The sequence below is a fragment of the Polyangium spumosum genome, assembly GCF_009649845.1.
Taxonomy (GTDB): domain Bacteria; phylum Myxococcota_A; class Polyangia; order Polyangiales; family Polyangiaceae; genus Polyangium; species Polyangium spumosum.
In genome coordinates, this window is record NZ_WJIE01000016.1 from 56,706 (window position 1) to 81,213 (window position 24,508).

General features: G+C 69.9%; 13 protein-coding genes. 4 read left to right on the plus strand and 9 right to left on the minus strand.

Translation table 11 applies throughout. The annotated features are described in order from the left end of the window. Positions 1 to 7: 7 nt before the first annotated feature. The 6 genes from GF068_RS47230 to GF068_RS35785 form a co-directional block, all read right to left on the minus strand. On the minus strand, positions 8 to 3,391 hold the full coding sequence (locus GF068_RS47230; RefSeq protein ID WP_153824028.1) for a Zn-binding domain-containing protein: 3,384 nt from the start codon (positions 3,389 to 3,391) through the stop codon (positions 8 to 10). After that, positions 3,388 to 5,751, minus strand: coding sequence for a hypothetical protein (locus GF068_RS35765; RefSeq protein ID WP_153824029.1), 2,364 nt, complete (start codon positions 5,749 to 5,751; stop codon positions 3,388 to 3,390). Before GF068_RS35765 ends, GF068_RS47230 begins: the two co-directional genes overlap by 4 nt. A 15-nt stretch (positions 5,752 to 5,766) precedes the next feature. Continuing rightward, a complete protein-coding gene (locus GF068_RS35770; protein ID WP_153824030.1) occupies positions 5,767 to 8,985 on the minus strand; it encodes a tubulin-like doman-containing protein in 3,219 nt (1,072 codons plus the stop codon). Positions 8,986 to 9,077: 92 nt separating this feature from the next. Then, the gene (locus GF068_RS35775) at positions 9,078 to 11,186 is read right to left on the minus strand and encodes a vWA domain-containing protein (protein ID WP_153824031.1); all 2,109 of its coding nucleotides are present in this window, start codon (positions 11,184 to 11,186) and stop codon (positions 9,078 to 9,080) included. A 16-nt stretch (positions 11,187 to 11,202) separates the two neighbouring features. Continuing rightward, complete coding sequence (locus GF068_RS35780) at positions 11,203 to 13,338, minus strand: SLC26A/SulP transporter family protein (RefSeq protein WP_240807924.1); 2,136 nt, start codon at positions 13,336 to 13,338, stop codon at positions 11,203 to 11,205. A gap of 197 nt (positions 13,339 to 13,535) precedes the next feature. Beyond that, positions 13,536 to 16,631, minus strand: a complete 3,096-nt coding sequence (locus GF068_RS35785) for a tetratricopeptide repeat protein (protein ID WP_153824033.1) — start codon at positions 16,629 to 16,631, stop codon at positions 13,536 to 13,538. Positions 16,632 to 16,919: 288 nt separating this feature from the next. Here GF068_RS35785 and GF068_RS35790 point away from each other — a divergent pair, with 288 nt between their 5' ends. Beyond that, positions 16,920 to 17,513, plus strand: a complete 594-nt coding sequence (locus GF068_RS35790) for a hypothetical protein (RefSeq protein ID WP_153824034.1) — start codon at positions 16,920 to 16,922, stop codon at positions 17,511 to 17,513. A gap of 106 nt (positions 17,514 to 17,619) precedes the next feature. After that, positions 17,620 to 18,342 carry a mechanosensitive ion channel family protein gene (locus GF068_RS35795; protein WP_153824035.1) on the plus strand — a complete coding sequence of 241 codons (723 nt, stop codon included), beginning with the start codon at positions 17,620 to 17,622 and terminating at the stop codon, positions 18,340 to 18,342. Positions 18,343 to 18,475: 133 nt separating this feature from the next. Here GF068_RS35795 and GF068_RS35800 read toward each other — a convergent pair whose 3' ends face one another. Continuing rightward, positions 18,476 to 20,173, minus strand: a complete 1,698-nt coding sequence (locus tag GF068_RS35800; RefSeq protein ID WP_153824036.1) for an SBBP repeat-containing protein — start codon at positions 20,171 to 20,173, stop codon at positions 18,476 to 18,478. A 488-nt stretch (positions 20,174 to 20,661) separates the two neighbouring features. Here GF068_RS35800 and GF068_RS35810 point away from each other — a divergent pair, with 488 nt between their 5' ends. Then, entirely contained in the window at positions 20,662 to 20,985 is a 324-nt protein-coding gene (locus tag GF068_RS35810; RefSeq protein WP_153824037.1) for a four helix bundle protein, read from the plus strand. A gap of 241 nt (positions 20,986 to 21,226) precedes the next feature. After that, positions 21,227 to 21,766: a sigma-70 family RNA polymerase sigma factor gene (locus GF068_RS35815; RefSeq protein ID WP_170319872.1), complete on the plus strand. Its 540-nt coding sequence runs from the start codon at positions 21,227 to 21,229 to the stop codon at positions 21,764 to 21,766. A gap of 22 nt (positions 21,767 to 21,788) precedes the next feature. On the opposite strand, the gene GF068_RS35820 is transcribed toward GF068_RS35815, so the two are convergent. Next, a complete protein-coding gene (locus GF068_RS35820) occupies positions 21,789 to 22,826 on the minus strand; it encodes a hypothetical protein (RefSeq protein WP_153824039.1) in 1,038 nt (345 codons plus the stop codon). Between the two features lie 35 nt (positions 22,827 to 22,861). Then, positions 22,862 to 24,466 carry a hypothetical protein gene (locus tag GF068_RS44565; protein ID WP_206079624.1) on the minus strand — a complete coding sequence of 535 codons (1,605 nt, stop codon included), beginning with the start codon at positions 24,464 to 24,466 and terminating at the stop codon, positions 22,862 to 22,864. Between the last annotated feature and the right edge of the window lie 42 nt (positions 24,467 to 24,508).

Consider the following 24,508-nt stretch of genomic DNA (forward strand, 5'->3'; position numbering starts at 1 on the left):
AAATGCGTCAGCTCCGGCCGAGGATCTTTCCGAGGAGCTCCCGCACGCCCCGCTTGTCGAGCTTGCTCTCCTCCCCCGGCGCCGCGTGGCATTGCGGAATTTGCAGGCACGACGGGCACCCGTCGGGCGCGGCACAACGCGAAGGGCAACGCTCGACGATCGCCAGGGAAAAACCACACACGACGCGCAGGACGTCGAGCGTCACCGCCTCGGAAAAACCCACGCCGCCGGGGTGGGCGTCGACGAACACGATCGCCGGGGTTTCTGTCGCGCCGAAGCGCGCGACGCGCACGATGAGCAGGTCCTCCTCGCGGCACCACACGAACGCGGGCAAGGTCACGCGGAAGAGGTGCACGAGCGCGTGCAGCGTGCCCTCGCCGATCGGCCCGAACGAGGCCTCGGGCAGGGCGAGGACCGCCGCTTTCGTCGCGTGACGAAACACGAGCGGATCGGCGTACATCGTGACGTCGCGCGGCTCTCCGTCGGGGCCGTGGCGGCGCAGGCCGAGGCTGCGCTCCTCGACCTCGACGAGCCGGCGCTCGAAGAGGAACGGCGCGCCGCCGAGCGACCTCCGTGGCTCGGCGCGGCGCTCGGCTCGCTCCCCTTCCCGGCCGTCTTTTTGCGGAGCTTCTTTGCGGCGCTCGACGGGCGTGACCGAGACCTCGCGAATGGGGCTCGTGACGAGCGCGCGCTCCTCGCGCTCGCACGCGATGCGGCCGGAGGCGAGGCCGTCCTGCTCGGAGGCGGGTTTGACCACGTAACGGCCGCCGCGAAACACGAAAATGCGGCCCGGGTACGCGGCCGAGAGCATGCGGGCGCGCTCGACGCCGTAGAGGACCTCGCCCGTGTGGCGATCGACGAGCCACGCCGGCTCGGCCGCGACGTCGAAACAAAGCGCCGGGTGCGCCTCGCCGGCAGCCGAGAACCGGTGGACCTCGCGGCGCTCGCCGGTCTGCGGGTCGAGGACCGTCAACGTGGTCCGCGCGAGGCGCGTGGCCTCGGTAGAATCGGCTTTCCCAGGCGAAAGCGCGCTCTCGACGACGGGACGGGAGAAGTCCGCGGCGAGCTCGTCCTCGCTCCACGCGGCCTCGACGAGGGCCGCCCGGAGGTGCGCCCGCTGGATGGATTCGGCGAGCGGATCGACGACGAGGGCGCAGCCGAGATCGAGGTCGGGGTGGCGATATTGCGGGCGCTCGGCGGCGAGGAGCGCGGAGAAAGGATCGGAGTCGGGCTGCCAGAGGACGAGGACCTTCCGTTCGAGATCCGCCTGCGCAATGGCCTCGGCCTCGAGCTCGCCGGGGGATTGCGGGGGTCCGAGTTGGTCCGGCGAAACCTCTTTGGGCTCGGGTTTCGGGGGCGCGATGGCCTTGCCGACGCGCTCGCCGGCGCCGAGCGCGGCGAGGCGCGCCTCGGGCACGGTGGCGGCGCGAAAGCCCACGTGCGCGGCGAGGATCGGGCTCTTTCCGTACGTCGCGGCGCGGACGCGCGCGATCACGACCTCGGCCTCGGAGAGGGCGCGCGAGAGCTCGCTTCGCTCCTCGGCGAAGGCGCGGCCACGCGTGGCGACGTCGCGACCGAGGCTCCATTCGTTCGCCCGCGCGACGTCGGCCCGCGAGAGGACGTCGTCGTACCCGAAGAGCTCCGCGGAAAAACCCTGCGCGAGGGATTCGCCGAGCGCACGCACGGCCGGGTGGACGTCGGCCTGGGCGCGCGGGCGCGGGGGAAGGAAATACGAGACGACCGGGGGGCGCGGCGCGCCGTCGACCTCGGGGCCGAGCACGAGCATGGGGCGGCCGACGAGGCGCTCGCCGAGCTGGCCGAGGTCACGGAAGGTCGGATCGGCCGTGCAGAGGAAACGAATTCGCTCGCCTTTTTCGATGACGCGGGCGGCGGCGCGGGCCGAGGCGCGGCGGAGGCGGCGGAGGAGCAAGGCGAGGTGCGCGCCGGGGGCGCCGTGCCATTCTTCGAGATCCGGCAAGACCACGAGCCCGAGGCCCCCGAGGAACGCCGACCATTCTTTTTGCCTGCCACAAAGCTCGCGGTGCACGCCCTCGGGGTCGGCGAAGACGAGCGAGGGGGAGGCGTGGGTCGGATCCGCCGCGCCGGCGCCCGCGGCGATGTTCGCCGCGTGGACATTCCATTTCCAGCGTAATGCTTCGGCCCGCGCGAGGACGCGCTGCTCGGCCACGCGCGCGGCGGCGGCGGAGGGGGCGAGCCAGAGGACGTTCTCGGCCTCGACGAGGAGCGCGTAAAAGAGGAGCAGATCGAGCGTCGTGGTTTTTCCGGAGAGCGGCGGCGTGCAAAGGAGGATATTTTTGCGCTCCTCGAAGGCGTCGCAGGCGAGCCCTTGATGGACGTAGAGGCCCTTCTCGGCGCCGAGCTCGCGGGAGAGATCGTCGAGCAGACGTTTGGCGCGTAAATCCGTGCCCGGCGAGATGCGTGCGGGCTCGACGCCCGGCGTCTCGGGCGGCAGGAGCAAGGGGCCCTGGGCCGCGTGAATGGACTCGACGAGCGGGCGCAGCGGCGGGCGGGGCGCGGGGGGCTCTTCCTTCCTTTCGGCCTCAGGTTTGTCGGGGCTCTTCGTGCGGGTCGCGAGGTTCCGGCGGAGGCCGTCGAGCGCGATCGCCGATCCGACCCAGAGCGGCGCCGGGAAATGCCCCGCGAGCGCGGCAGGCAGGGCGAGCGCGGCGAGGCCGACGAGGGCGAACACCAGCGGGCCTTGCCAGCGCACGAAGCGCGATTCGACGAACTCGACGCTCGTCCAGTGGCCGAGCAGCTTGAAGACGCGGCCAAAACGATCTTCGGCGAGCGGCGTGCTCTCCACGGGTTTGACCGGGAGCGGTCGTCCCTCGGCGAGGGCCTTTGCAATGGCCTTCTGCTGCTCCAGCCGCTCGCGCGCGAGGACGTCGTCGGGCTTCTGCTCGAGCGAGCCGAGCTCTTCGAGGGTCCGCGCGGCCCAGAAGACGAGGCCGAGGTAAACGGCCGCGCCGAGGAGCAAGGCGAGCGGCAAATGCACGGGGCCGGGGAGCACGAATCGCCCGCCCGCGGCGAGGGCGAGGACGCGGCGTAAAACCTCGTAGGCTTCCCTCCCCTCCCCCGGGGCGAGGAGCAAGAGCGCGCGCTCCTCGAGCAGCAACATGTCGTAATGGGCGAGCAGCGCGTCGACGAGGGCCACGACGAGCGAGAGCGCGAAGACGACGAGGCCGGCGAGCGCGAAGAGGGGGCCCGTGGAGACACGAAGGGCGCGGAGCTCGAAGCGGGCCCGCGCGAGCGCGCCGAGGTAAAGGAGCACGGCGAGGGCGACGGCCATGCCGCCGAGGCTCGTTCGAATGGGTTTGGCCTGGGCGAGGCGGGACCATTCGCCGAGGATCGTGAGGATCGTGTCGATCACGCGTCCTCCGATCTCGAGAGGGCCAATGCTTCGAGCGGCAATCCGGTGCGCGCGACGACGAGGAGGATCGAATCGGGGTCCGGGGAGAGGGCCCGCACGTCCCAGGCGCTTTCAAAACCGCCCTCGGCGAGCGCGGCGTCGACGAGCGGGCGGGCCTCGGGCGGCGCGAAGAGGAGCCGGAGCGGCGCGGGGGCCTCGGCCGCGTATTTCGAGGCGAGCTCGAGGCCGGGCGAGAGCTTGAGGAAGAGGCGACGGAGGAACGACCTCGCGGAGGACTCGGCCGCCTGGTGCAGCGCGGATTTGCCCTCCTCGAAGGGCGAGGTCTCCTCGAAGGATTCGAGCTCGGCGTGGCAAAACGAAAGGAGCTCGTCGGGCGCGGCGAACGGCGCCTCCGTCCAGGGGCGCTCGGCGAGGCTCTCGCGCAGCCAGCGCTCGGCGGCGGCGCTCGGCTCGGGGGGGCGAATCTCGGCGTAAATGGCGTCGACGTCGTCGGGGCCGACGATGGCCGCGTGCAAGGCCGAGGAGGAGAGCAATCCGCCGGAAGAGAGGTGGCGCTCGCCCTCGTGCTCCTCGCGGACGAGGGCGCGTTCGGCGGCGGCGAGGGCGGCGCGCGTGGCTTCGAGCGCGGCGATGGTCCTCTCGATGCGGCCGACGAGGTGGGCGAGGACGCGCTGGACCCAGAGGAGACGCGCATAATGCAGGCGTCGCTCGTAATGGCCGACGAGGTCCTCGCGGATGTGGCGCGTGATCGACTGCGCGAGGTCGTCCCGGGCCTCGCAGGCCCAGTTGTGGTGGCGTTTGCGGTGCTTCCAGAGGCGATACCCCGTCGAATAGGCCGAGATCGCGGCGCCGGCGAGGAGGGGGACGGGCGGGGTGAAAAAAGGGCGGAGCCGGCCCTCGGGCAAGGGGGAGAGGGAATCGAAGAAGGGCGGGAACGGGGCGAGGAGGGCGCGATAAGACGAGACGAGCACGCCCGAGAGGAGGAGCGCGGAGACGAGGCCGAGGGCCGCGCCGAGCACGATCATGCGGCGGGGACGCGGGCGATAGGAGACGGCCTCCGAGAGGGCGGCGAGTTTCTCCGCGAGCGGCGAGGGCGGGAGCGGCGAGAGCTCGGGCGCCTCGATCGCCCGGACGACCTCGTCGAGGTGCCCCTTGGCGCGGGTGCGTGCGTCCCGTAAAACCAATAAAGCCCGCGCGTGGCCCGTCGGGCGCTCGGCGACGAGCTCGGCGACGCGCACCTCGATGGCGCGCTCGCCACCTTCGAGGCGGACCTTGCCGCGTTGCTCGAGCGCCGCCGCGAGTTTGTCCATGCGAAATCGCTCGACCTCGTCGCGGAACGCGGCGATCGTGGCCTCGGCGCGGGCCCGGTAGAGCGATCCGAACTTGCGTTCGAGGATCGTCTCGGGGTCGTCGTCCCATTCGATCGGGGGGACGTCGATCGTGGGCGGCGCGAGCAATTCGGCGAGCGGCTCGGCCTCGGCGAGCTCCGTGTCGAGGCGGCCCTGCGTGGGGACGAGCGTCGCCGAGAGCGAGGCGATGTCGAGGGCGGCCGGATCGACGGGCGCGCGGAGGAGCGCGAGGATCTCGCGGCCGAGGCGCGCGGCCGCGATACGCGAGAGCGCGGCGTGATCGAAGACGAGGCTCGCGCAGGCGAAGGTGGCGAAGGTGCCCGGCGGGCCGTCGTCCTCGACGAGGCGGCGAACGCCCCGATCGTCGTCGCGCACGGGAGGCAAGCAGAGCGCCCCGAGGAACGCGGCGAAGGACCGGACCATCTCGGCGCGGGAGAGGAGGTATTTGCCGCTCTGGTCCTCGACGAGATAGACGCGGCCGCCGAGGCGCGCCCGGGGCGAACCGTGGGTTTGGCGGGACAGGTCGGCGAGGGACGCGGCGGCCCGCGCGATGACGGCCCGATCGCCGGCGCGTGGGCAAAAGAGCAAGGGGCAAACGAGGAGCGCGCCGTCGCCCGAGCGCAAGATGGCCGAAAAGGCGCGGCGGAGGCCCGCGGCGAGCGCGGCGGCGAGGGGCGCGACGAGCGGCGCGACGGGAGCCTCGCCGAGGTCGGCGACGACGAGGACGTCACAGAGCGGGCCGCGCGGGTCCGTGGGGGACGAGGAGCCGAGGTAATGGCCGACGTCGAGCAGCGCGGCGAGCGCGTCCTCGGCGCGCTTCACGACGGGCGAATACGGGTCCTTCGCGGCCGGATCGAGCGCCGCGCCGCCTGGCTCGGCGTCCGCGGAGACGGCGACCTCGATCGCGACGAGGGAGGCATTACGAGCCGCCGCGCGCGCGACGTCGCGGCCGAAGGCGCCCACGCCGACGAGCAGCGTGGGGCGCCTCGTTCGATCGTCGTTTCCGCGCACGCGCCCCCCGGGGCCTCAGAGCCCTTTTTCCCGGCGGAACGCCGCGAGGCATTCGAGCTCGCGGGCGAGGTGCTCGAGCTCGGGTTTGCCGCCCGCGCCGTCCGCGAGCTTCACCAGACGCTCGATGTCGGTGACGTGCGCTTCGAGGCGCGAGCCGAGCTCGGCGTGCTCGCGATCTTCCTCGATCCGGACGAGCGCTGCCGTGTACGCGCGCCGCACCCAGGTCTTCTGCGCTTCGATACGAGCGCGATAACTCGTGAATGCCTGGTCGCGGAATTTCCCGAGCCTGCGGCGATCCTCGGGGAGATCCGGGTCCTCGATGAGGTAGACGCCCTCGGCGCGGCGGATGACGCCGAAGCAGATCGCGAGCGTGAAATCACGCATGTCGTCCGTGCGGACCTGCTCCTCGCCCGCCTTCTCCTGGACGCGCGAGCGCCGCTCGGTCCAGGCGATCTTGGAGTCGTTCTCGCGCACGCCGTCGATCGAGATGCGGAAGAGGCGCGTGTCCGGGTCCGGCGCGCCCTCCCAGTTGCGATCGATGTGCAGCGGGATCTGCGGCACGCCCTTGGGCAAACCCGGCACCTTCGCGCCCTCGGCGAGCTCCTTGTCCTTCACCGCGCGGTAACGGCGCTCGTAGTCGGACAAACTCTTCACCGCGTGCAGCGGGCAGCCGAGCCGCGCGAGGTAGAAGATGATCTCGAAGGCTCGATCCGAGGCGACGATCTGGCCCCTGTCGACGCGATGAGTCGCGAGGTGCGCGAGGATCGGGCCGAGCGTGCGCTCGTAATCGCCGTGCATGACGACGTACGCCTTGTCGGGCAGGAGCGGCGCGCCCGCGCCGAGCGTGACGAAGGGCGCACATTTCGCGGCGGCGAACTCGAGTTTGTCTTTGATGTACTTCTGGATCTCCTCCTCGGGCGTGCGCCGCGCCTCCTCGATCCATTGCGGATCGGAGGCAGGCGGGAGCGGGCCGCCGCGGCGCTCGAGCCGGCGCGTGGCCGAGACGAGCTGCGCCTCGAAGCGGAGCTCCTCGTCGATACGCAGGCCGCGCTCCTCGAGCCCACCCGCGATGCGGCCACGAAGCGCGGCCGAGGCGAGCTGGACGAGGTCGTCGATGATGCGCCTCTCAATGTCCTGCTCGGCCCCGCCCTGGCTCGCGACCGCCGCGAGGCGCGAGAGCGCGCCGGAGAGCTGGAGATCACTCGGGCGCACGAGGCGCGCATACAGGTGATCCCAGAGCCGCTGGCCCGTGCGGTGATCCTGCAAGACCTCGACGTCGAGCACGTACCGATTCGCGTCGCCGCCCTCGTGCCGGCGCCCGCCCGCGGCGACGATCCGCGCGGCGCGCTCTTCGAGCCTCCGCTGGATGCGGTCGACCCGCGCGAAGAAGTGGAAGCTCGAGAGGCGGCGACGGTCGAGCTCACGAAGGACGGCCGCGAAGTACTCGATCATGGCGTTCGCGCGGATGCGGGCGCGCAGGCCGTCGAGCACGTCGCGGTACCAGCCGGCGAAGGAGGCGGCGACCTCGAAGTAATCGTTTTGCCGGCCCGGGAGCTTCTCGAGCAAGGTCTCCGGCGCGGCCGCCGCGAGCTCGTCGACGCGGCGCTTGAAATCCTCGGCGAGGCGGCCGTCCGAGAGGACGAGGCCCCGCTCGTAGGCCTTGCGCGCGGTCTCCTGCTCGGCCGCGACGGCTTGCCGCAGCAAGGCGTGGAAGTAACGCGCCTCGGTGGGGCCTTTGTCCTTCGCGAGCTCGGTGAGCGAGAGCTCGCCGGACTCGGACGCGACGCGCAGAGCAGCCTCGCGCGCCCGCTCGCGCGCGGCGTCCTCGCTCTTGCCGACCTGGACCTTGAGCGCGGCGAAGGCCTGCGCGGTCTCGGAGCGGACGCGCTCGGGGTCACGCTCGAACGCCGAGAGCTCGGCCTCGTCCCAGCCGCGCAGCTTGATGGCCTCGTCGACGCGCTTGGCCACGTCCTCGCGGCTGCGGCGGAGGAACGCGCCAATCGTGCCCTCGCCGCCGCTGCCGCCGCCGCGCGCCCACTCGACGGCGCGTCGATAAGGCTCGGCGTCCTCGCCTTTGCCGTCGGCCTTGCTCTCGAGGCCGCGGACGAAGGCCTGATCGGCCGCGTCGAGATCGGCGCCGTCGCCGAGGGCCGCGCTGCCGCCGGGCACGGCCGCGAGCAAGAGCTCCGCGCCGAGCTTCAAGGCCGCGTGCTCGAGCACGTCCGCCACGGGCAGGACGAGCGCGCCGATGCCGAAGGAGCCAAACGATTTGGTGAAGGCCTGCTCGTCGAGCTGCATGAGCTCGCGCGTGTCGTTGTCGAGCGTCGAGCCCTCGCGATCGAGGATCGAGGTGAAGATCTGCGCGTGCGCGGCGTCGGCGATCGCGGGGTAGACCTCCTGCGAGTCGGCGAGGACCACGCCGCTGTCGGTCTTCTCCTCGACGAGGTAGATCTGATCGAACGGCGGCCGGTCGACCAGCACGCGCTCGGGGTTGTCGGGGTCGTAGTGGAACTCCACGGGCGCGGCGGGGCCGGCGCTCTGCAGGAGCTCGAGCTCCTGGAGGGCCGCGTAGCCGTTCGCCATGATCTTGTCGAACTGGTTCGGCGGCAGGCCCTTGCCGCGAAAAACGTTCGGCAGGACGAACGTGCCGATGATGCGATGCCCGCGCTGGCCGCCGAGGAGGCGCCGGACCGTGAGCGCCATCATGGCGAAGCCGCCGGAGCCGGTGCCGCCGGCGAGGGAGGCATAGACGTGGATCTTGGCGGCCTTGTTGGCGCGGAAGGGGTTGTGGACGTCGTAGGCGCGCCGGATGGCCTTCTCGAGGGTCTCGAGGATCTTGGCGCGATCGTTCTCGAGGTGGTGGTAGAGCGAGAGGCGGCTCTCGATGCGGATCTGGCCCGCGCCCTTGCCGCGATGCGCGCGGGGCTGGTACCACGCGGGCCACCACTGCTCGAAGAGGGGATCGGCCTTCGCGTGGAGCTTTCCGCGCTTGAGCTCGACGTACTCGGGTTTGTCGAAATCCGAGAGGACGAACTTGTGGGCCGCGTCGATCCAGACGAGCCGCGCGAGGTCGTCGGCGTCGGTGTCGAACGCGAAGAAGTGGACGAGATCCTTGTATCGCTCGAACGAGTCTTCCTGCTTCACCTTGCGGGCGAGCTCGTCGACGATGGCGCCTCCCGCGCCCCCGAGGCCAATAAAAAACGCGGGGGCGATCTTCTTTTCGCTGAGCGGCATGCGGCTTCCCCTCCCCGAGAGCGGGGGCCGCCGAGCCTACCAGAGAGACGAAGGGGCTGGAAAGGGTGATGCGGTGAAGCCGCCGAGCGGCCTCACCGCGGGCTCCACCAGAACACGAGCCCCGTGCCCTCGATCGCGTATTTCACGCCCGGCGTGACGCGGAACCAGCCTTTCACGAGCCGCGGCTCGCGAGGCTCGCCCGGGTTGAAATCGTCCTCGCGCGGCAGCTCGGTCGCGCGTTTGCCCGCGGCGGGGCGGGCGAGCACGGCACCGCCGGGGCCCGCCAGGAGCTCGACGACGCCGCCACGCGAAACGGGGCCCATCGGGCCAACCGAGACGCGCGCGGAGCGATAAAGCCCCGCCTTCACCTTCGCGCCGAGCGGGAACTTCGCCTGGCGCGGCAGATCGGGGTCGCGGCGATCCTCGTAATGGAGGATCGCCGTGCGCCGGAACCGCGCCGGGAGCAGGAGGCCGATGGCGACGAAGAACGTGAAGAACGCCACGAGGAAGAGCTGAATGTTGCGGCCATGGCGCTCCCAGAAGGTCAGCGGGACGATCGTGACCGGGACGCGGACCATGACGGCCCGGTCCTCGAAGCCCTGCGGTTTCTTGGGGACGACGCGGAGCGTGATCTCGCGCGGGCCGGGGGCCGTGTCGCGGCCGACGGCGAGGTTGACGGCGAATTGTTTCTTCGTGGCAGGGCCGATCTCGACGTCGGGATGGGAGAGGGACATCCCCGGGGCGAGGCCCTCGCTCTCGAGGTCGGCGAAGATGAGCTCGCCGACCTCGCTGCCTTCGAAAGAGAGGGTGGCCGCGGCGTGGCCGTCCTGTTTGACCGTGCCAAACGGAGAGGTGACCGCGGCCTTCAGGTGAATCGGCGGGATGACGCGGATCGTTTTGCCGCGGGCCTCGCGGGTGAGGACGCCGCTCTCGCCCGGGCTCATGCGGCCGAGCAGGCACGTGGCGCCCTTCTTTTCGGGGATGATCGTGGCCTCGAACGAGCCGTCGGGCAGCGGGCGGAGGGGCACGGGAGAAGCCGCGGCGAGGGCCACGTCGTCGCAAATGTCCACGCCCGCAGCGGCGGCGAGGGAAAACGCGTGGCGATCGAGGAAGGCCTTCGCCGGGACCTTGCCGCCCGGGGTCGCGAGGCGGAGGCGCACGGTGGCCTTCTTGCCCACCTCGACGACCTCGGGCAAACCGGGAAACCCGAGATGCAAATCGAGGTTTTGCAGGACCGCAAAACGGCCGCCCGCGCCGCCGCCAGAGACGTCGAGGCGATAGGCGCCGGGCTCGGGGGCGTCGAGGCGCAGGAGGCGGTAGGCCGGGTTGTCCGAGAAATACACGCCAGGACGATCGCCGGTCGTGACGACCTCCGCGCCCTTCGGGTCGAAGAGGCGCATGCCGAGCTTCGGGGGGCCGACGAGGACGAGGTCGAGCGAGCTCGCGCCCTCGTCGACGACGAGCGGGATCGTCGGGGCCGTCGCGCCCTCGGTGAGGCGGCTGCCGAAGAGGCGGGCGTAGATGTCGGCGAAGAGGCGCGGCAGCTCGTCGGCGCGATCGGTGGCGACACCCACGCCGCCCGTGCGGCGGCCGAGCTCTTCGAGGAAGGCGCGAGGGGCGCTCCGGGACAAACCGACGGCGTAGATGCGGGTCTTGCCGAGGGCCGGGACGATGTCGTCGAGCACCTTGGCCTGACAAACTTGTTCGACCCGGGATTTGCCGCCCGAGGCGCGCGCGGCCTCCGCGAGTGGACCTTGCGGGTCGGGATCGCAGCGGCCGTCCGTGAGGAAGACGATGAGGTCCTGATCGCCGGGGGCGCGGGGCTTCGAGGCGAGGACGCGGCGGGCGCCTTCGAGGCCGGCGGTGAAGTCGGTCCAGCTCCCGTCGTTGCCGACGGCGCGTACGGCGCGCTTGACCCGGGCGCGATCGTCGGGGCTCTCGACGACGACGAGGGCGTCCATCGTGTCACGCGCGGCGCCGTCGAAGCCGACGACCGCGAGCTCGTCCCCCTTGCGCGTGAGGTCGACGAAGAGCTCGGCCGCGACCTTGCGGATCTCCTTGGGATCGGTGCCGCGCATCGACGAGGAGGCGTCGATCACCAGCACCGTGCGCAGCGCGCCGTCGGCCGCGGCGAGGCCCGGCGCGAGGCTGACGCCGGTCGTCATCGCAGCGGACAGGAGGAGCCTCGGGAGGAGCTTCATGCCACGCGCGTCCGCCTCAGTTGAACAGCGTCTTCGAGGCGCCGGTGGCGAGGACCATGCGCTCGGCGAGAAGGCAAGCGACGAACTGGTGGAACGAGGCCGCGAGGTGCGGCGCTTCGCGCGTCATGCGCTCGAGGGAGTCGATCGAGAGGCGATAGAGAATCGTGGGGCAAAGCGTGACGACCGTGGCCGAGCGACGCGCCCCGAGGTAGAGGCCACTCTCGCCGACGACGGTGCCAGGGCCCATCGTGCGCAGGCGCTTGGTCTTGCCGCCGTCGAGCTCGAGCCACGCGGTGAGCTCGCCGGACTCGATGAGGTAGAGGTCCTTGGAGACGTCGCCCTGGCGGTAGATCTGGTACCCCGCGGGCGCCTCGACGCGCTCGAGGTACTCGAGGAAGCCGGAGACGAACTCGCGGGTGCGGAAGACGTTCTCGAGCTCGTCGACGAGCTTCGTCGGCGGGAGCATGCTCGGCGGCGCGGCGCGCAGGACCTCGTTTTCGACCCACTCGAGGCCGTGATCGAGGTCGGGGAAGAAGCGGACGCGCTTCGATCCGTCGGCGAACCCGCCCCGCTCGAGCTGCTTGCGCACGGCGCTCGGCAGGTCGGTGAGCACGAGCGTGACGCCGTTCGACTCGGCGAGCTTGCGCATGCGGACGAAGGAGAGGACCGCGGAGCTGTCGATGCCGTCGACGTGGCGGAAGTCGAGCAGGACGTAACGCGTCGGGGCAGGATCGTCGCTGAGCATGCGGCTGTGGACGCGCTTGAGCAGCGTGTAGGAGGTGCCGAAGAAGATGTAGCCCTGGAGCTGGAGGATGTAGAGCTCCTTGCCGCGCTCCTCGAGGGTGAGCTCGTCGCCGGCGCTGCGCTCGACGTTGCTGCGGACGTCGGCGCCGATGGCCTGGCGCTTGATGACGTCGATGCGGCTGTAGTTGACCGCGAAGAGGACGGACGAGACGACGATGCCGACGCCGATCCCGGGGAGGAAGCCGATCCACGCGATGACGACGAGGATGATGACGACGAGGCCGTACTCGACGCGCGGGAGGCGGAACCAGGAGTCGTAGAGGGTCTCGAGGAGGAAACCCGCGCCGAGGAAGACGAGCAAGCCGCCGAGGACGGGCTTGGGGAAGTACGAGAAGACCTGCGCGCCGAAGAAGAGGGCCGCGCCGCAGATACACGCGGAGATGATGCCGGCGATGCGGCTCTCGGCGCCGGCCTTGTGGTTCAAGGTCGACTCGCTGAGCGAGAGGTACCCGACCATGCCGAAGCCGAGGCCCGCCGCGAGGTTGGCGATGCCCGTGGCGCGCAGCTCGCGATCGAGGTCGATCTCGCGCTCTGTGGCGATCTCGAGGCCCGAGGCGTTCAGCAGGATCGAGATCGTCGCGAGCATGGTGATCGCGAGGAGGTTGCCCGCGTTCGAGCCGATCTCGGCCCAGTCGATGTGGATCGCGGCGGCGGGCGACATCGGCGGCCAGAGCGCGCCGCTCGGGAACGGGCCGAGGAGCATGCCACGATCGAGGGCCTCACCGACGGAGCCACCCGCCGCGTACACGACGAGGTAAAACATCGCGATCGCGAAGACGAGCAGGCCCGGCAGGAGCAGGAAGTGGTGGTAACGCCGGAGCAGGATCGTCAAGAAGATCCCGAGCGTCAGGCCCGGGACCCAGTTGACGATCGCGTCGGTCCGCAAGAGCAGCGGGAGGGACGCGAGGGAGAACTCGGTCCCGGCCATGACGGAGATGGAGCCGGTGAAGAGCAGCCAGCCGGTGCCCGCGAGGAAACCGCCCACCACGGGGTAAGGGATGAAGCGGACGAGGGTGCCGAGGCGGAGGCCGCCGAGGACGAGGAAGAGGCCACCCGTGACGAGGGCGGAGAGCGAGACGACGGCGACGATCGTGGGGAAAGGATCACCACCCTTGGCCGTGATCCGACTGCCGATCGCCGAGGCGACGAGGGCGAGGACGACCGCGGTGTTCTCCTGCGGCGCGGCGATGACGGCGCGGTAGGAGCTGCCGACGGCGACGATCGCGCCGATGATCGCCGAGCCCGCGAGGGCCATGCCGATGCCCGCGGGCAGGTACTTCGTCAGGTTGCCCGAAAAAATGAGGGCCGCGAGCGTGATGCTGAACGTCGCGACGAGGGTGCCGGACATGGCGCCCGCGAAGAGCCCGGACAGGACGCGCGATCCACGGATCCCACGCCCGATGGAGGGCGCGGGCGTCGAAGGCATCGGCGGACTCTGCTGCCCTTCCATCGTCGTCGTCGGGAGAAGCGCGGGGGGCGTCATCTTCCGCGAACATGGCCTCGCCTGGCAAGGGCGGCGCACACGCTCGCCCCCCGAGCGCGCGCTCAGCCGAGCTCGCGAGCGATGGCCTGGGCCTGCTCTTGCAGCGCGACGGCCTCGTTCACGTGGCCCTGCTGGTGATGCAGGCTGGCGAGGTCGCCCAGGATCTTCCCCTCGTCCCTTCGATTTCCGACCTTGCGCGCGATGTCGAGGGCCTGCTCGTAGAAGGTGCGCGCGAGCTCGAAGCGCCCTTGCTCCTTGTGCAGGACCGCGAGGCTCTTCAGCGCGAGACCCTCGTTCCACAAGCTCTGCGCCTCGCGCGCCGTGGTGAGGGCCTGCTCGTAGAAGGCGCGCGCGCTCTCGATGCGGCCCGTGGCCCAGTTGACGCGGCCGAGGCCGAGCAGGCCGAGCGCCTCGGAGGCGCGATCGCCGAGCTTCTGCGCCTCGTCGAGCACGCGCACGTGCTCCTGCATGGCCTCCTCGTGCCGGCCCTGGAGCTCGAGCACGTCACGGCCGAACTCGTACCGCACGACGACGCTCTCCAGCGTGGGCTCGGTCGTGAGCTTGAAGTAGGCGCGGTAGAGGCGCTTGGCCTCGCCGTGGGCGTAACGCTCCGCGGCCTTGCGCGCGCCGGCGAGGAAGTACCAGCGGGCGCGCTTCGGTTGCCCGGCGCGTTGCCAGTGGCGCCCGAGCGCGGTGAGCTGCCCCGTGAGGTCGTCCTCGTGCGCGACCTCGATGGCCTCCGCCGCGCGGCGGTGCAGCTCCTGCAAGCGCGCGCGTGACTGCATCTCGTAGGCCGCGTTCCGCAGGAGCACGTTGCTGAAGCGGTAGCGGCCCTTCGCCATGGGCGACCAGATGCATTGCTCCTCGCCGACGTGGACGAGCTCGGGCAGGAGCGGGTCGTCGTCCATCATGCGCGAGAGGATGCGCAGATCGAACTCGCGGCCGAGCGTGGCGGCGGCCTGGACGACACGCTTGACCTTGGGCTCGAGGCGATCGAGCCGCGCGATGAGCAGGCTGTTCACGTCGTTCGGGAGGAGGAAGATGCTCGGCGTCGAGACGCCCGTGTCTTCCTTCTCCTTCTTCTTGCCCGCGAGCTGATTCGCTTCGAGCCAGTACGTCATGATCTCCTGCGCGAAGAACGGGTTTCCGTTCGCGTTTTCGCTCAGGAACATGGCGAGCACCTCGGAGACGGGGCCACCCATGAGGCCCTCGGCGAGCTCGCGCAGCTTGTCGCGCGAGAGCGGGCCGAGCGTGACGGCGTGTTGCGGGACGTTCTCGTCGAGCTCGATGCGGAACGGGGTGCCGTCGTCGTTGTGCCGGCAGGTGCAGAGGATCGCGACGGGAGCATCCTTCACGGCCTGCGCGACGTGGCTGATCGCCTCGAGCGAGTCACCGTCGGCCCAGTGCGCGTCTTCGAGGTGGAAGATCACGGGCTGGAGGAGGCTCTCGGCGCGCAGCCAGAGCGAGAGCGCGGAGAGCGTCCCGGCGAAGCGCAGCTTGGGATCCATGCGCTCGTAGACCGATCCATCCCAGCGGATGCCGATCATCGCGGCGAAGACGCTGCGGGCCTTCTCGAGCTCGCGCTTGAGCGTGGCCTCGCTCTCGGGGAGGCGATCGATCAGGCGATCGAGGGCGTCGTCGAAGTTGACGTGTTTCTCCTCGCGGCCCGTCGCCGAGGACTGCGCGAAGTACTCCTTCAGCGCGTACTCGAAGGGGTTCAAGCTCGAGCGGAGCGTCTGATCACATCGCGCGTCGATCCAGAGGACCGGGCGCTCCTTCTTGCGCTCCTCGAGCTTGCGGCGGTACGTGTCGACGAGGAAGCTCTTGCCGAGGCCGGGCTCGCCGTCGACGTAGACGATCCCCGCGTTCTCGGCGGCGAAGATCGGCGCGAGGTGCGCCGTGAGGGCGGAGAGCTCCTGCTCGCGCCCGACGAGGCCGCGGGCGAGGAACTCGCGCTGCACGGCGACGCGCTTGCGATCGAGCGTGTAGACCGCGATCGGATGCTCGAACCCCTTGAAGAGGTGCTCGCCCGCGGGCTTGAAATGGTGCGTGCCCTGGGCGCGCGCGTTGACCTCGCCGTCGCACCAGAGCTCCTTCCACGGCGCCTTCATCATGAGGCGCGCCGCGAGGTTCGTCGCAGGGCCGAGGCACGCGAACTCCTGCCGCTCGGTGCCGCCGTTGAAGCCCGCGTACCGGAGGCCGTGGGTGATGCCCGCGCGGATCTGCATCCCCTTCGGCGCGCTCTTGCGTAGGCCGAGCGCGAAGTCGAGCGCGCGCTCGGTGTCGTTCTCGTGCGTGATCGGCGCGCCGAAATGGACGAGGCAGTTGATGCCCTTGTCACCCGAGTCGACGCCGGTGAAGGTGCCGCCGTAGCGGCTCGCCTCCACGTCGACGAGCTTGATGAGCTCGTCGAAGCTCGGGATCTGATCGAACGAAAGAAAGACGCTCGTGACGTGGCGGAACTCGCCCTGCGGGGGCATGTCGCGGATCCCGGGCGGGACGAAATGCGCGCCTTCGCCGGGCGGGCGGATGCGCGGCACGCGCGGCAGCGGCAGGTCGGAGAGGTCCGAGACCTTGAGCACGGCGTCGGCGATGGGCACGACGGCGCGGCCCGGGATGCGCTGCTGGAAGGCGAGATCCATGAGGATGTCGCCCTTCTCGGCGTGGTGCTCGATCGAGGCGCACTTGTCGATCGCGGGCCCGCGGAAGTAGTAGTACGCGCGCTCGGGCGAGGTGCGGACGATGCCCCACTCGACGGCGCCCCACGAGAGGCCGACCTTGTACGAGAAGGGGAACGTGCCGAAGCGGGTCGCGCGGACGGCGCGGTTCAGGAAGAACTGGCGCATCTTGAGCGCCGCGGCGAGCGCGTGCTCGGCGACGTTGCGCCCCGTCGAGTGCGGAAAGACGGCCGTGAACGCGTCCCCCGCGAAGCCGACGATGGTCCCGCCGAGCTCGTGCACCGCGCCGATGAGCGGGTCGAAGTAGAAGCGCAAGGTGCCGGCGAGGATCTCGGCGCCCTCGCGGCCGTGCGGGAAGAGCCGCTCGGTGAGGTTCGTGAAGCCCGGGATGTCGATGAACAGCGCCGCCGCCGCGAAGTTGCCTTCGGTCCTGCCCCTCGAGTCCTGGTACAGGATGAAGTCGGGGACGAGCGGGTTCATGTGTCCGAGGCGAGGAGCCCGAGGCGAGGTGGGTGGAGCGCGACGCCAGAAGGCAGAGTGCAGGGGAAACGGGCAAAAATCAACGGAAGCTTGACGACAGGACGCACGCCCCGCGGGCGTCGGCCACGCGTGCTGGGCGCGGCCGTGACCAGGCGCGGGAAAGTGGAGAGCGGCGCGCGATACCCCCTTGGCGACCTCTCGGGCCTGGGATACCCAAAAAGTGCCCCTGTCCTTCCATCGGGACGGCGCCGCGGCGGAGAGCCGCGGCGGGGGTGCGTGAAGAGACGCATGAGCGCGAGAAGATCCGCGGATTCGGAGCACGACGGCGACCTCGTCGATCCCTCGTTCGGGGCCGGAGGGACGCCCGAGCCACCACCCGTGTTGAGGCCGTCGAATCCGCCAAACCAGAGCAACGTCCTCGTGGGCGGCGGCGAGCGTGAGGCGCGGGCCTACGTGGGCCCGACGGCGCTGCCCGCGGTCGCCGCGCCAAAATCCACGGAGGGCGCGGGCAAGGTCGCCATCGCGAGCAGCGTGGATCCGCGGCGGATGCCCACCGTGCGTATCTCGCCCGGCCGAGCGCGTCCGCCGCTCGCGCCCGGCGAACGCCCCGCGCCGCCCGAGCCGCTCACCTCGCCGTACGGCCCGGTGAGCCCGCGCCCGGCCCCTCCGCCGGCGCTCGTCGTGCCACACGGGGCGCCGCACAGCATACCCCCCTCGGCGGCGAAGGTCTCGTCGCGCCGCAATCCTTCGGGCAGCCCGGCGATGGTGATCTGGGTGCTGGCGGTGGTGCTGGCCGGCCTCATCGGCGCAGGCGCGGCGCTCTGGATTCGCCGGAACATGGCGGCGAAGGAGCCGCCGCCCGCGCCCGCCGCGCCGCGATAGGCGGGAGAAACCCGGCAAAGCCGAGGAACCTCGCCGGTCGGACGGAACAATACGCCCGATCGAGCCGGTCCGCGCATTGCATCCCGTTCGGAGCGGAGGACCGAACATGGATCGGAGCACGTATTGGCTCAGGGCTGCGTGGAACGATTTCCTCGCGTTTTTGCCGGATCTCCTGTGGGGTCTCGCCATCCTGGTGGTCGGCTATTTCATCGCCCGGCTGCTCGGCGGCATCGCCAGGCCGCTCTTGCATCGGGTGGGCTTCGACCGGCTGGTCGACAGGCTCGGCCTCGCCGTGCGAGCGGACCGGACGGAGCAGGGATCCCGCTGGGGCGCGTCGATCGTCTTCTGGGTGACGATGCTCATCGTGGTCATGTACGCGGCCGACGCGTGGCGCCTCGGCGCCGTGGCCTCGGGGATCGCGGCGATCATCGCGTACCTGCCGCACGTGCTGGCGGCGGCCGTGATCTTCGGCGCGGCGCTGCTCTTCGGCAACTGGGTGCGCGGGCGCATGCTGGAGACGGGCGGCGCGAGCGCGCCGGGTGACCTCTCGGTGGCGTCGCAGCGGCCGCTCGTGGCGGGCGCGATCCGGGCGGGCATCCTCGCGCTCGGCGCGTTCATGGCGCTGCGCGAGCTGCAGATCGCCGAGGAGATCGTGACCCTCGCCTTCTCGCTCACGCTCGGCGCGATCGCGCTGGCCGCGGCGCTCGCCTTCGGGCTCGGCAGCCGCGACGTGGCCGGCCGCGTGATGCGCCGCTGGTACGAGGAGCGGCTCGGCAAGCGGGCCGGCCTCTCCGGCGGGGAGGACGATTCGCAGATCATCCAGCCCTGAGCCCGCGCGCCTGCGCAGACGAGGCCCCTCGCGCCGCGGAGGCGGGAGGGGCCCCGCGTCCCCGCGGGTATGCGTCCGTTTTTCCCGGTCGTGATCGCGGAATGCTCGGCGCCGTCCGGGCCCGAGCGTGCAATCAGGGCGCGAGCTTGGCGACGAACATGTCGGACCAGCTCATGGTGTTGGTGAAGGTGCTGCCGCCGAAGCTGAGCGATCCGATGTAGAAGGCGCCGGTGAGGTACACGTTTCCGGCGGCGTCCACGGTCGCCGCATGGGGGATGTCGTCCGCCGCGCCGCCGAACGTCCGGTTCCAGAGCAAGGCGCCGGCGGAGTCGTACTTGACGACATAAATGTCCTCCGCGCCGACCGAGGGGATGGAGCCGCCGCCGCCGAGATCGATCGAATCGTAGAACCCGCTGACGACGAGGACGTTGTCCGAGCCGTCGACGAGGACGTTGTCCGCGTTCTGGATGTAGGGCCCGCCGAGCAGCTTCTGCCAGAGGAGGTTGTACGACGAATCGAGCTTGGCGACGAAGGCGTCGCGCGTGTTCACGGCCGTGATGTCCCCGGCGCCGAGGTCGATCGACGAGGTGAAGTCGCCCGCGATGAGGAGGTTTCCGGACGAATCGACGGCGACGCTGCGGATGTTCTGATCCGACGGCCCCCCGAACTGGCGCGACGACTGGAAGTTGCCCGCCGGATCGAACCGCACGAGGAAGGAGTCGTTGAAGTGGGTCTGCGGCAGCGCGATCGGCCCGGCGCCGAAATCGATCTCGCCCTGCTTCACGAGCGCCACGAAGTGGACGTCGCCCGAGGGCGCCACGACCGGCGAGACCGTCTGCGACTCGCCAGCGCCGACGAAGCGCCGAGCCCAGGCCGTGTTTCCGCTCGAATCGAGCTTGACGAGGAAGCCATCACTCGAGCCCATGAGCAGGCCCGTGCCGAACTCGATGGCGCCTTGCGCCCGGCCCGTGACGTAGGTGTTGCCCGACGCGTCGACGGCGAGGGCGCTATTCTCGTCGTGGAGGGGGCCCGTGAAGGTCCTCGCCCAGACCGAGCTCCCGTTCGGGTCGAGCTCGAGGACGTAGATGTCGCGCCGATCATTCTGCGATCGGACCTGCCCGAAGCCAAAATCGGCGAAGCCGCTGTACTCGCCGGTCACGACGATGTTGCCCGAGGGCTTCACGGCGATGCCGGTCGCGCGCCCATGCTCGGTGTCGACGATGTGGCGCACCCACACCGTATTGCCAGAAGCGTCGAGCTTCATGATCACGCCGTCGCTCTCGGTCGCCGTGACCGGGCCGGCGCCGAAATCGACGGTGTCGTAGAACTCGGCGACGACGTAGGTATTGCCGGCGCCGTCGCGCGCGATTCCGTTGCCCGCCTGCCCGCGCGAGCCGTGGAACGCGCGGCTCCAGACGTGCGCGCCGGCGCTGAGGCATCCGCCGTAGCCGTCACAATCCTCGTCCTCGGGGGTGTTGCAATCCTCGACCTGGGGCGTGAGGTCCGGGAGACAGACGAGCTCCTCGTACCCGCACACGTACGTCCCTGCGGCGCAGATCCCGAACTGGCCGGTGGAGCAGGTCGTGCCGATGGCGGGATCGTCCTCGTCGATCTCGCCGTCGGAGTCGTTGTCGTATCCGTCGCAAATCTCGTCCCCGGGAGGGCCGATGATCCCGAGCTGGGCCTCGCGATCGGTCGGCAGGTCGAGCGCCTCACCGCTGCCGCAGCCAGTCCAGGTCGCAGCAGCCGAGAGGAGCACGAGGGATGCGATCGGCAGGCCATACGAAAGGCTCGATGCCCTGGGAGATCGCCGATACGTCGTGGGCTTCATGGGTCACCTCGCTTCGGGAGGAAAGCTGGCCTCCCGGGATTGCGTGGATGGGAAGGGGCGAGGGTAACAGATCGGGAGGAGGGGTGACAGCGGGAAGGGCGGAGGGGAAAGGAGAGTGAGGGCGGAAACGGGAGTGTTGCTGCTGCCGCTGCTGCCGCTGCCGCTGCCGCTGCCGCTGCCGCTGCCGCTGCCGCTGCCGCTGCCGCTGCCGCTGCCGCTGCCGCTGCCGCTGCCGCTGCCGCTGCCGCTGCCGCTGCCGCTGCCGCTGCCGCTGCCGCTGCTTTCTGGGCGCTTGTACTTTCTTCTCGTCCGGGGAGGGCGAGTGTGCCCGCGTGCTCGGAAGGCAAAAGGCCAAGCCGTGCTCGCCGTGCTCGCGCTTCGCGCTCCGCGCGGCTGCGCGCGGTGCGAGGCAAAGCCTCGCAGCCTTTCGCCTTCCTCCGCGCGCGGGCCGGGGAACGGGGTCCCCGGTCGGGGATACGGAGGAAACGATGGTGCTCAGGATTTACGGCGTGGCGATCGAGATGCTCAGGGTGTTGCGGCCGGTGATGGAGCGGATTGCAACGAAGGATCCGAACCTCGGCGATCAGATGCGGCGGGCAGCAACGAGCGTTCCCTTGAACTTGAGCGAGGGCGCTTATTCGCAGGGAAGGAACGAACGGGCCCGGTGGCATACGGCCATGGGTTCGGCGGCGGAGGTCCGCGCGTGCCTGGATGTGGCAGAAGCGCTCGGGTACGTGGATAACGTGGACGAGGAACTCCGCCTCAAGCTGGACCACATCATCGGCACCCTGCACAAGCTCACGCGGCGGTGAGACGCACGGCGGGCCGTCCTCCCCGGGCGGCCCGCCCGTTCCCCTTGGATCACAGCCCCCATTGCGAGCCCCCTCGACCCATTCCCTATGGATCGTGGGCTCTCCCTGGGCGAACCAATCTCCCCGTTTAGGGATTTCCTTCTCCCGCAACCTGTGAGACAAAACAAGCGACGCCAGCCGGCGCTTGCAACACCGACCGGCGTCTGACCCGCAAACCCCAAGTGCCTGGAGTTCACGAGCTGTGATCAAGGTAGACGTCTGTCCTGAATCCGCCAAGAAACCTGTCCCCCTTCCCTCCCCGGAGGCGCTCTTCGCGCGGTTTTACCGTGAACACCGGGGCTTCGTCCGTTCCGTCCTCCTGAAGCATGGCCGCGTGGAGCCGTGCGAGGCCGACGACCTCGTGCAGGAGGTCTTCCTCGTCGCCTGGCAGCGGTGGGGCGGGCTCGTGATGGGCGAGCAAGCGCGGGCCTGGCTCTGCACGGTCGCGCTTTATCGCGCGGCGAACCATCGCAACCTCGCGCGGAATCGATGGGAGACGCTCCCGGGTGAGCTCCCGGAGCCGCTGGTCCATTCGCGCATGACGCAGGCCATCGACGCGGCCCGCCTCTTCTGGAAGGCAATCCAGAAGCTTGGCGCAAAGCTCGCCCCCGTGCTCTGGGCGTACGAGATGGAAGGTCGCTCCATGCGGGAGATCGCCCGCGCGCTCGGGATCCGCCTGAAGACCGCGTACGCCCGCCTGCGGCTCGCCCGAAACCGCCTGGCGCTCTACGCCTCCGCCTGACGTCCCCGCTTCGCCCCCCTTGCTACGTCCGGATCCCGAGCAGATTCAGCGCGTCGGCCCAGAGTTGCCAGAGGGTGCGGAAGGGGTGGGTCGCGAGGAGGACGCCGCCGTTCGGGAGCCGATGCACCTCGAAGGGAGCATGTTCCTCGATGAAGCGGGCATGCTCGGCCGATGCCACGTCCACCTTCTCCAGATTCATGCCCTTCTCCCCCCTCTCCGTCCGCATCTTCTCCACCTCCAAGAGCAGATGTCGAGCTTTGGGCTCGACGGCGAGCCACTCCGCGTCGGCACTTGCGCACGCCTCCAGCGCGTCGAGCAGCGTGCTCGGCGGGAGCGAAAGTGCGGCGAGCACTTGCTCGCGCGTGAGGACGTCTCCGCGCGCGAGGGGCACGGATGCACCGGGAGGCGCTGCTGCCACGTATTCGTGCAGTCTCTCCAGAGACCAGCCGGCCGCGAGACCCAGACGCGCCTCCGGGTCGCGGTAGTACATCCACGACATGGCGAGATCGCGCCCAACCGCGCAGTCGGCATGGTAGGTCCCACCCATCTCGATGGGTGCCTCCCAGTCGAGATCCCATCCGACTCCGCCTGTCGTGATGGCGGGATGGCACGTGCAGAGGCGCAGGAGAAGGTCCTTCATATCGATCATCGCCAGGATGCATGCGACGGCAGAGTGAGCCTCCAGCGGTCGCACGCGGGTGTCCCTCACGATATGGATATGCCTCGGATAGATGTCGTTGATGGTGAACCTTTCCTCGACCCCGCCGACACCCAGCGTCAGCGGCCCACCCCAGACGAGGCGGAAGCGAGAATCCGCGTCAACTTCTACCGACATCCCGTACGGGCACCCTGATGCTCCTGCGGAGTAGAAATGCGCTGCCGCGTGCCCTCGTGCCCAGGCCGCGGCCAGCGCCAGCTCCCTGCGCGACACGGAGAGCGGCTCCCCCGTTCCCTCAATCGTCCCGTCGATGCTCCCCCCCTCGGGAACCAGCGTCGCCAGGACCGCCATGAACACCTCGAATCGTTTCGCCTCCTCACACCAGGCGAAGAAGTGCGTCATGGATCCGCGTCGCGGAGTCCAGCCGTCGGGCTTGCTCATAGCTTGATCACATGAATGAGGTGGTTGGTGCCGTCGATGAGCACCGGTTTGTTCCCTTCCAGCGGGTCCACGAGAACGTTATTCACGACCTTGAAGGCATGGTCGTTCATCGTTCCAACCTTGCTCATGATGAGCTCGACACGTGCAACATCGCCGTCCAGGCCTAGCTTCTTCAGCGTTTTCATCGCATTCGTCAGTTGGCCGACGACTTCTCCGCCGTTCACCTGCCCGCCCTTTGCCTCGCTCAAGGCCAGCTTGTTCCCCTTCGTCACCGTAAGGAAGTCGGGTGCCTGGGCGATGCCCTCGGGCAGGCTGCCCTTGGGCTTCGGAATGCCCAACACCTTGCGCACCCCATCATCCCCGACCCCGATCATCGCCCGCCCCTCATCCTTCATCAAGTACAGCCCCGCCCTCCCCTCGAACTCGTTCGCGATCGTCCCGACTGCCCCCTTCATCGCCCCGTCGAGCGACTTGTACTTCATCCTCCGGCTCTGTTTCAAGGCTTCGAGGAACTCATCCGTGTACCCGACCATCCCCGCCGCGACGATCTTCGCCCCCGGCTTCACCCCGGACGCCTTGATCCCCGCCCAAGCCTTCGTGATCTTCCCGAACCCGAACCCCACCCCCGAAAAGATCCGCTCCTCCGTCGACAGCTCCTCCCCGCCCGGCAAACAAAACCGCTTCCCCGTCACCGCCTCGCACAGATCCAGCGCCGGCCCCACATACGGCACGAATCCAATGCCGATCCGCGTCGTCGCGTGCACCAGCGTTTGCATCACCTCGACATACGGACCCACGACCCCGTCGACCGCGGAGACCGCCCCCGCGAACGCGCGGATCGTCTCCACGAGCTGGGTCTCTTCGAGGTTCAGCGTGAAGCCGTCCCACTGGTTGAGGTTGTCCTTCATCTCCTCGGCCAGCGGGCCAAAAGCCGTTCGGAGAACGCCGTCCACCTGCGCCCGCAGATCCGCCGGCACCGGCGAATCCAGGAACCAATCCGACGCGTCCATGAACTGCTTCACGTGGTTCGTGACCCGGATCTGCGCATTCAGGAACGCCGCCGTCTCCGCCTGCGACACGCTCATCCGCGCGAGCAGCGCTTTCTCGATCGCCGCCATGTTCGCGCGCCACGCTCGCACGTGTGTCGCGAAGTCCGCGCGATTGACGACCACATTGCCCAGCACGTCCTCCGACAGCGCCGCGATCACCGCGTCCGCATACGCTGCATAAGGATCCTTGCCCGGATCAAACGCCCCCGCGACGCCCGAGACATCGGGCACCTCGACCCATGGCGTCTGCGACGGCGATAACCCGTACTCGTTCGGATCGTCCGGCGAGAACCCCGCGGCCCGCGCTTCGCCGGTCACGAGATCCACGACATCATCCGCCTGCGCGCCGAAATGGTCGAGCAAGCTCGCAAGCTCGACGTCCAGGGTCGCGATGTCCTGCGCGAGCGGCGGGTTGATCTCGGAGAGCGTGAAGCCGACCTGCGTGCTGCCGTTGAAGGCGACCCCGTCGCGCCGGACGAGGAACAGCGGCTTGGGGAGTATCGATCGTGGGCGCGACGAGGGTGACGACGTCCAGCGCCTGGGTGCGGGCATCGTCGTTGCCCGAGCAGCTTTGGCCGCACGCTCGGTTCACCT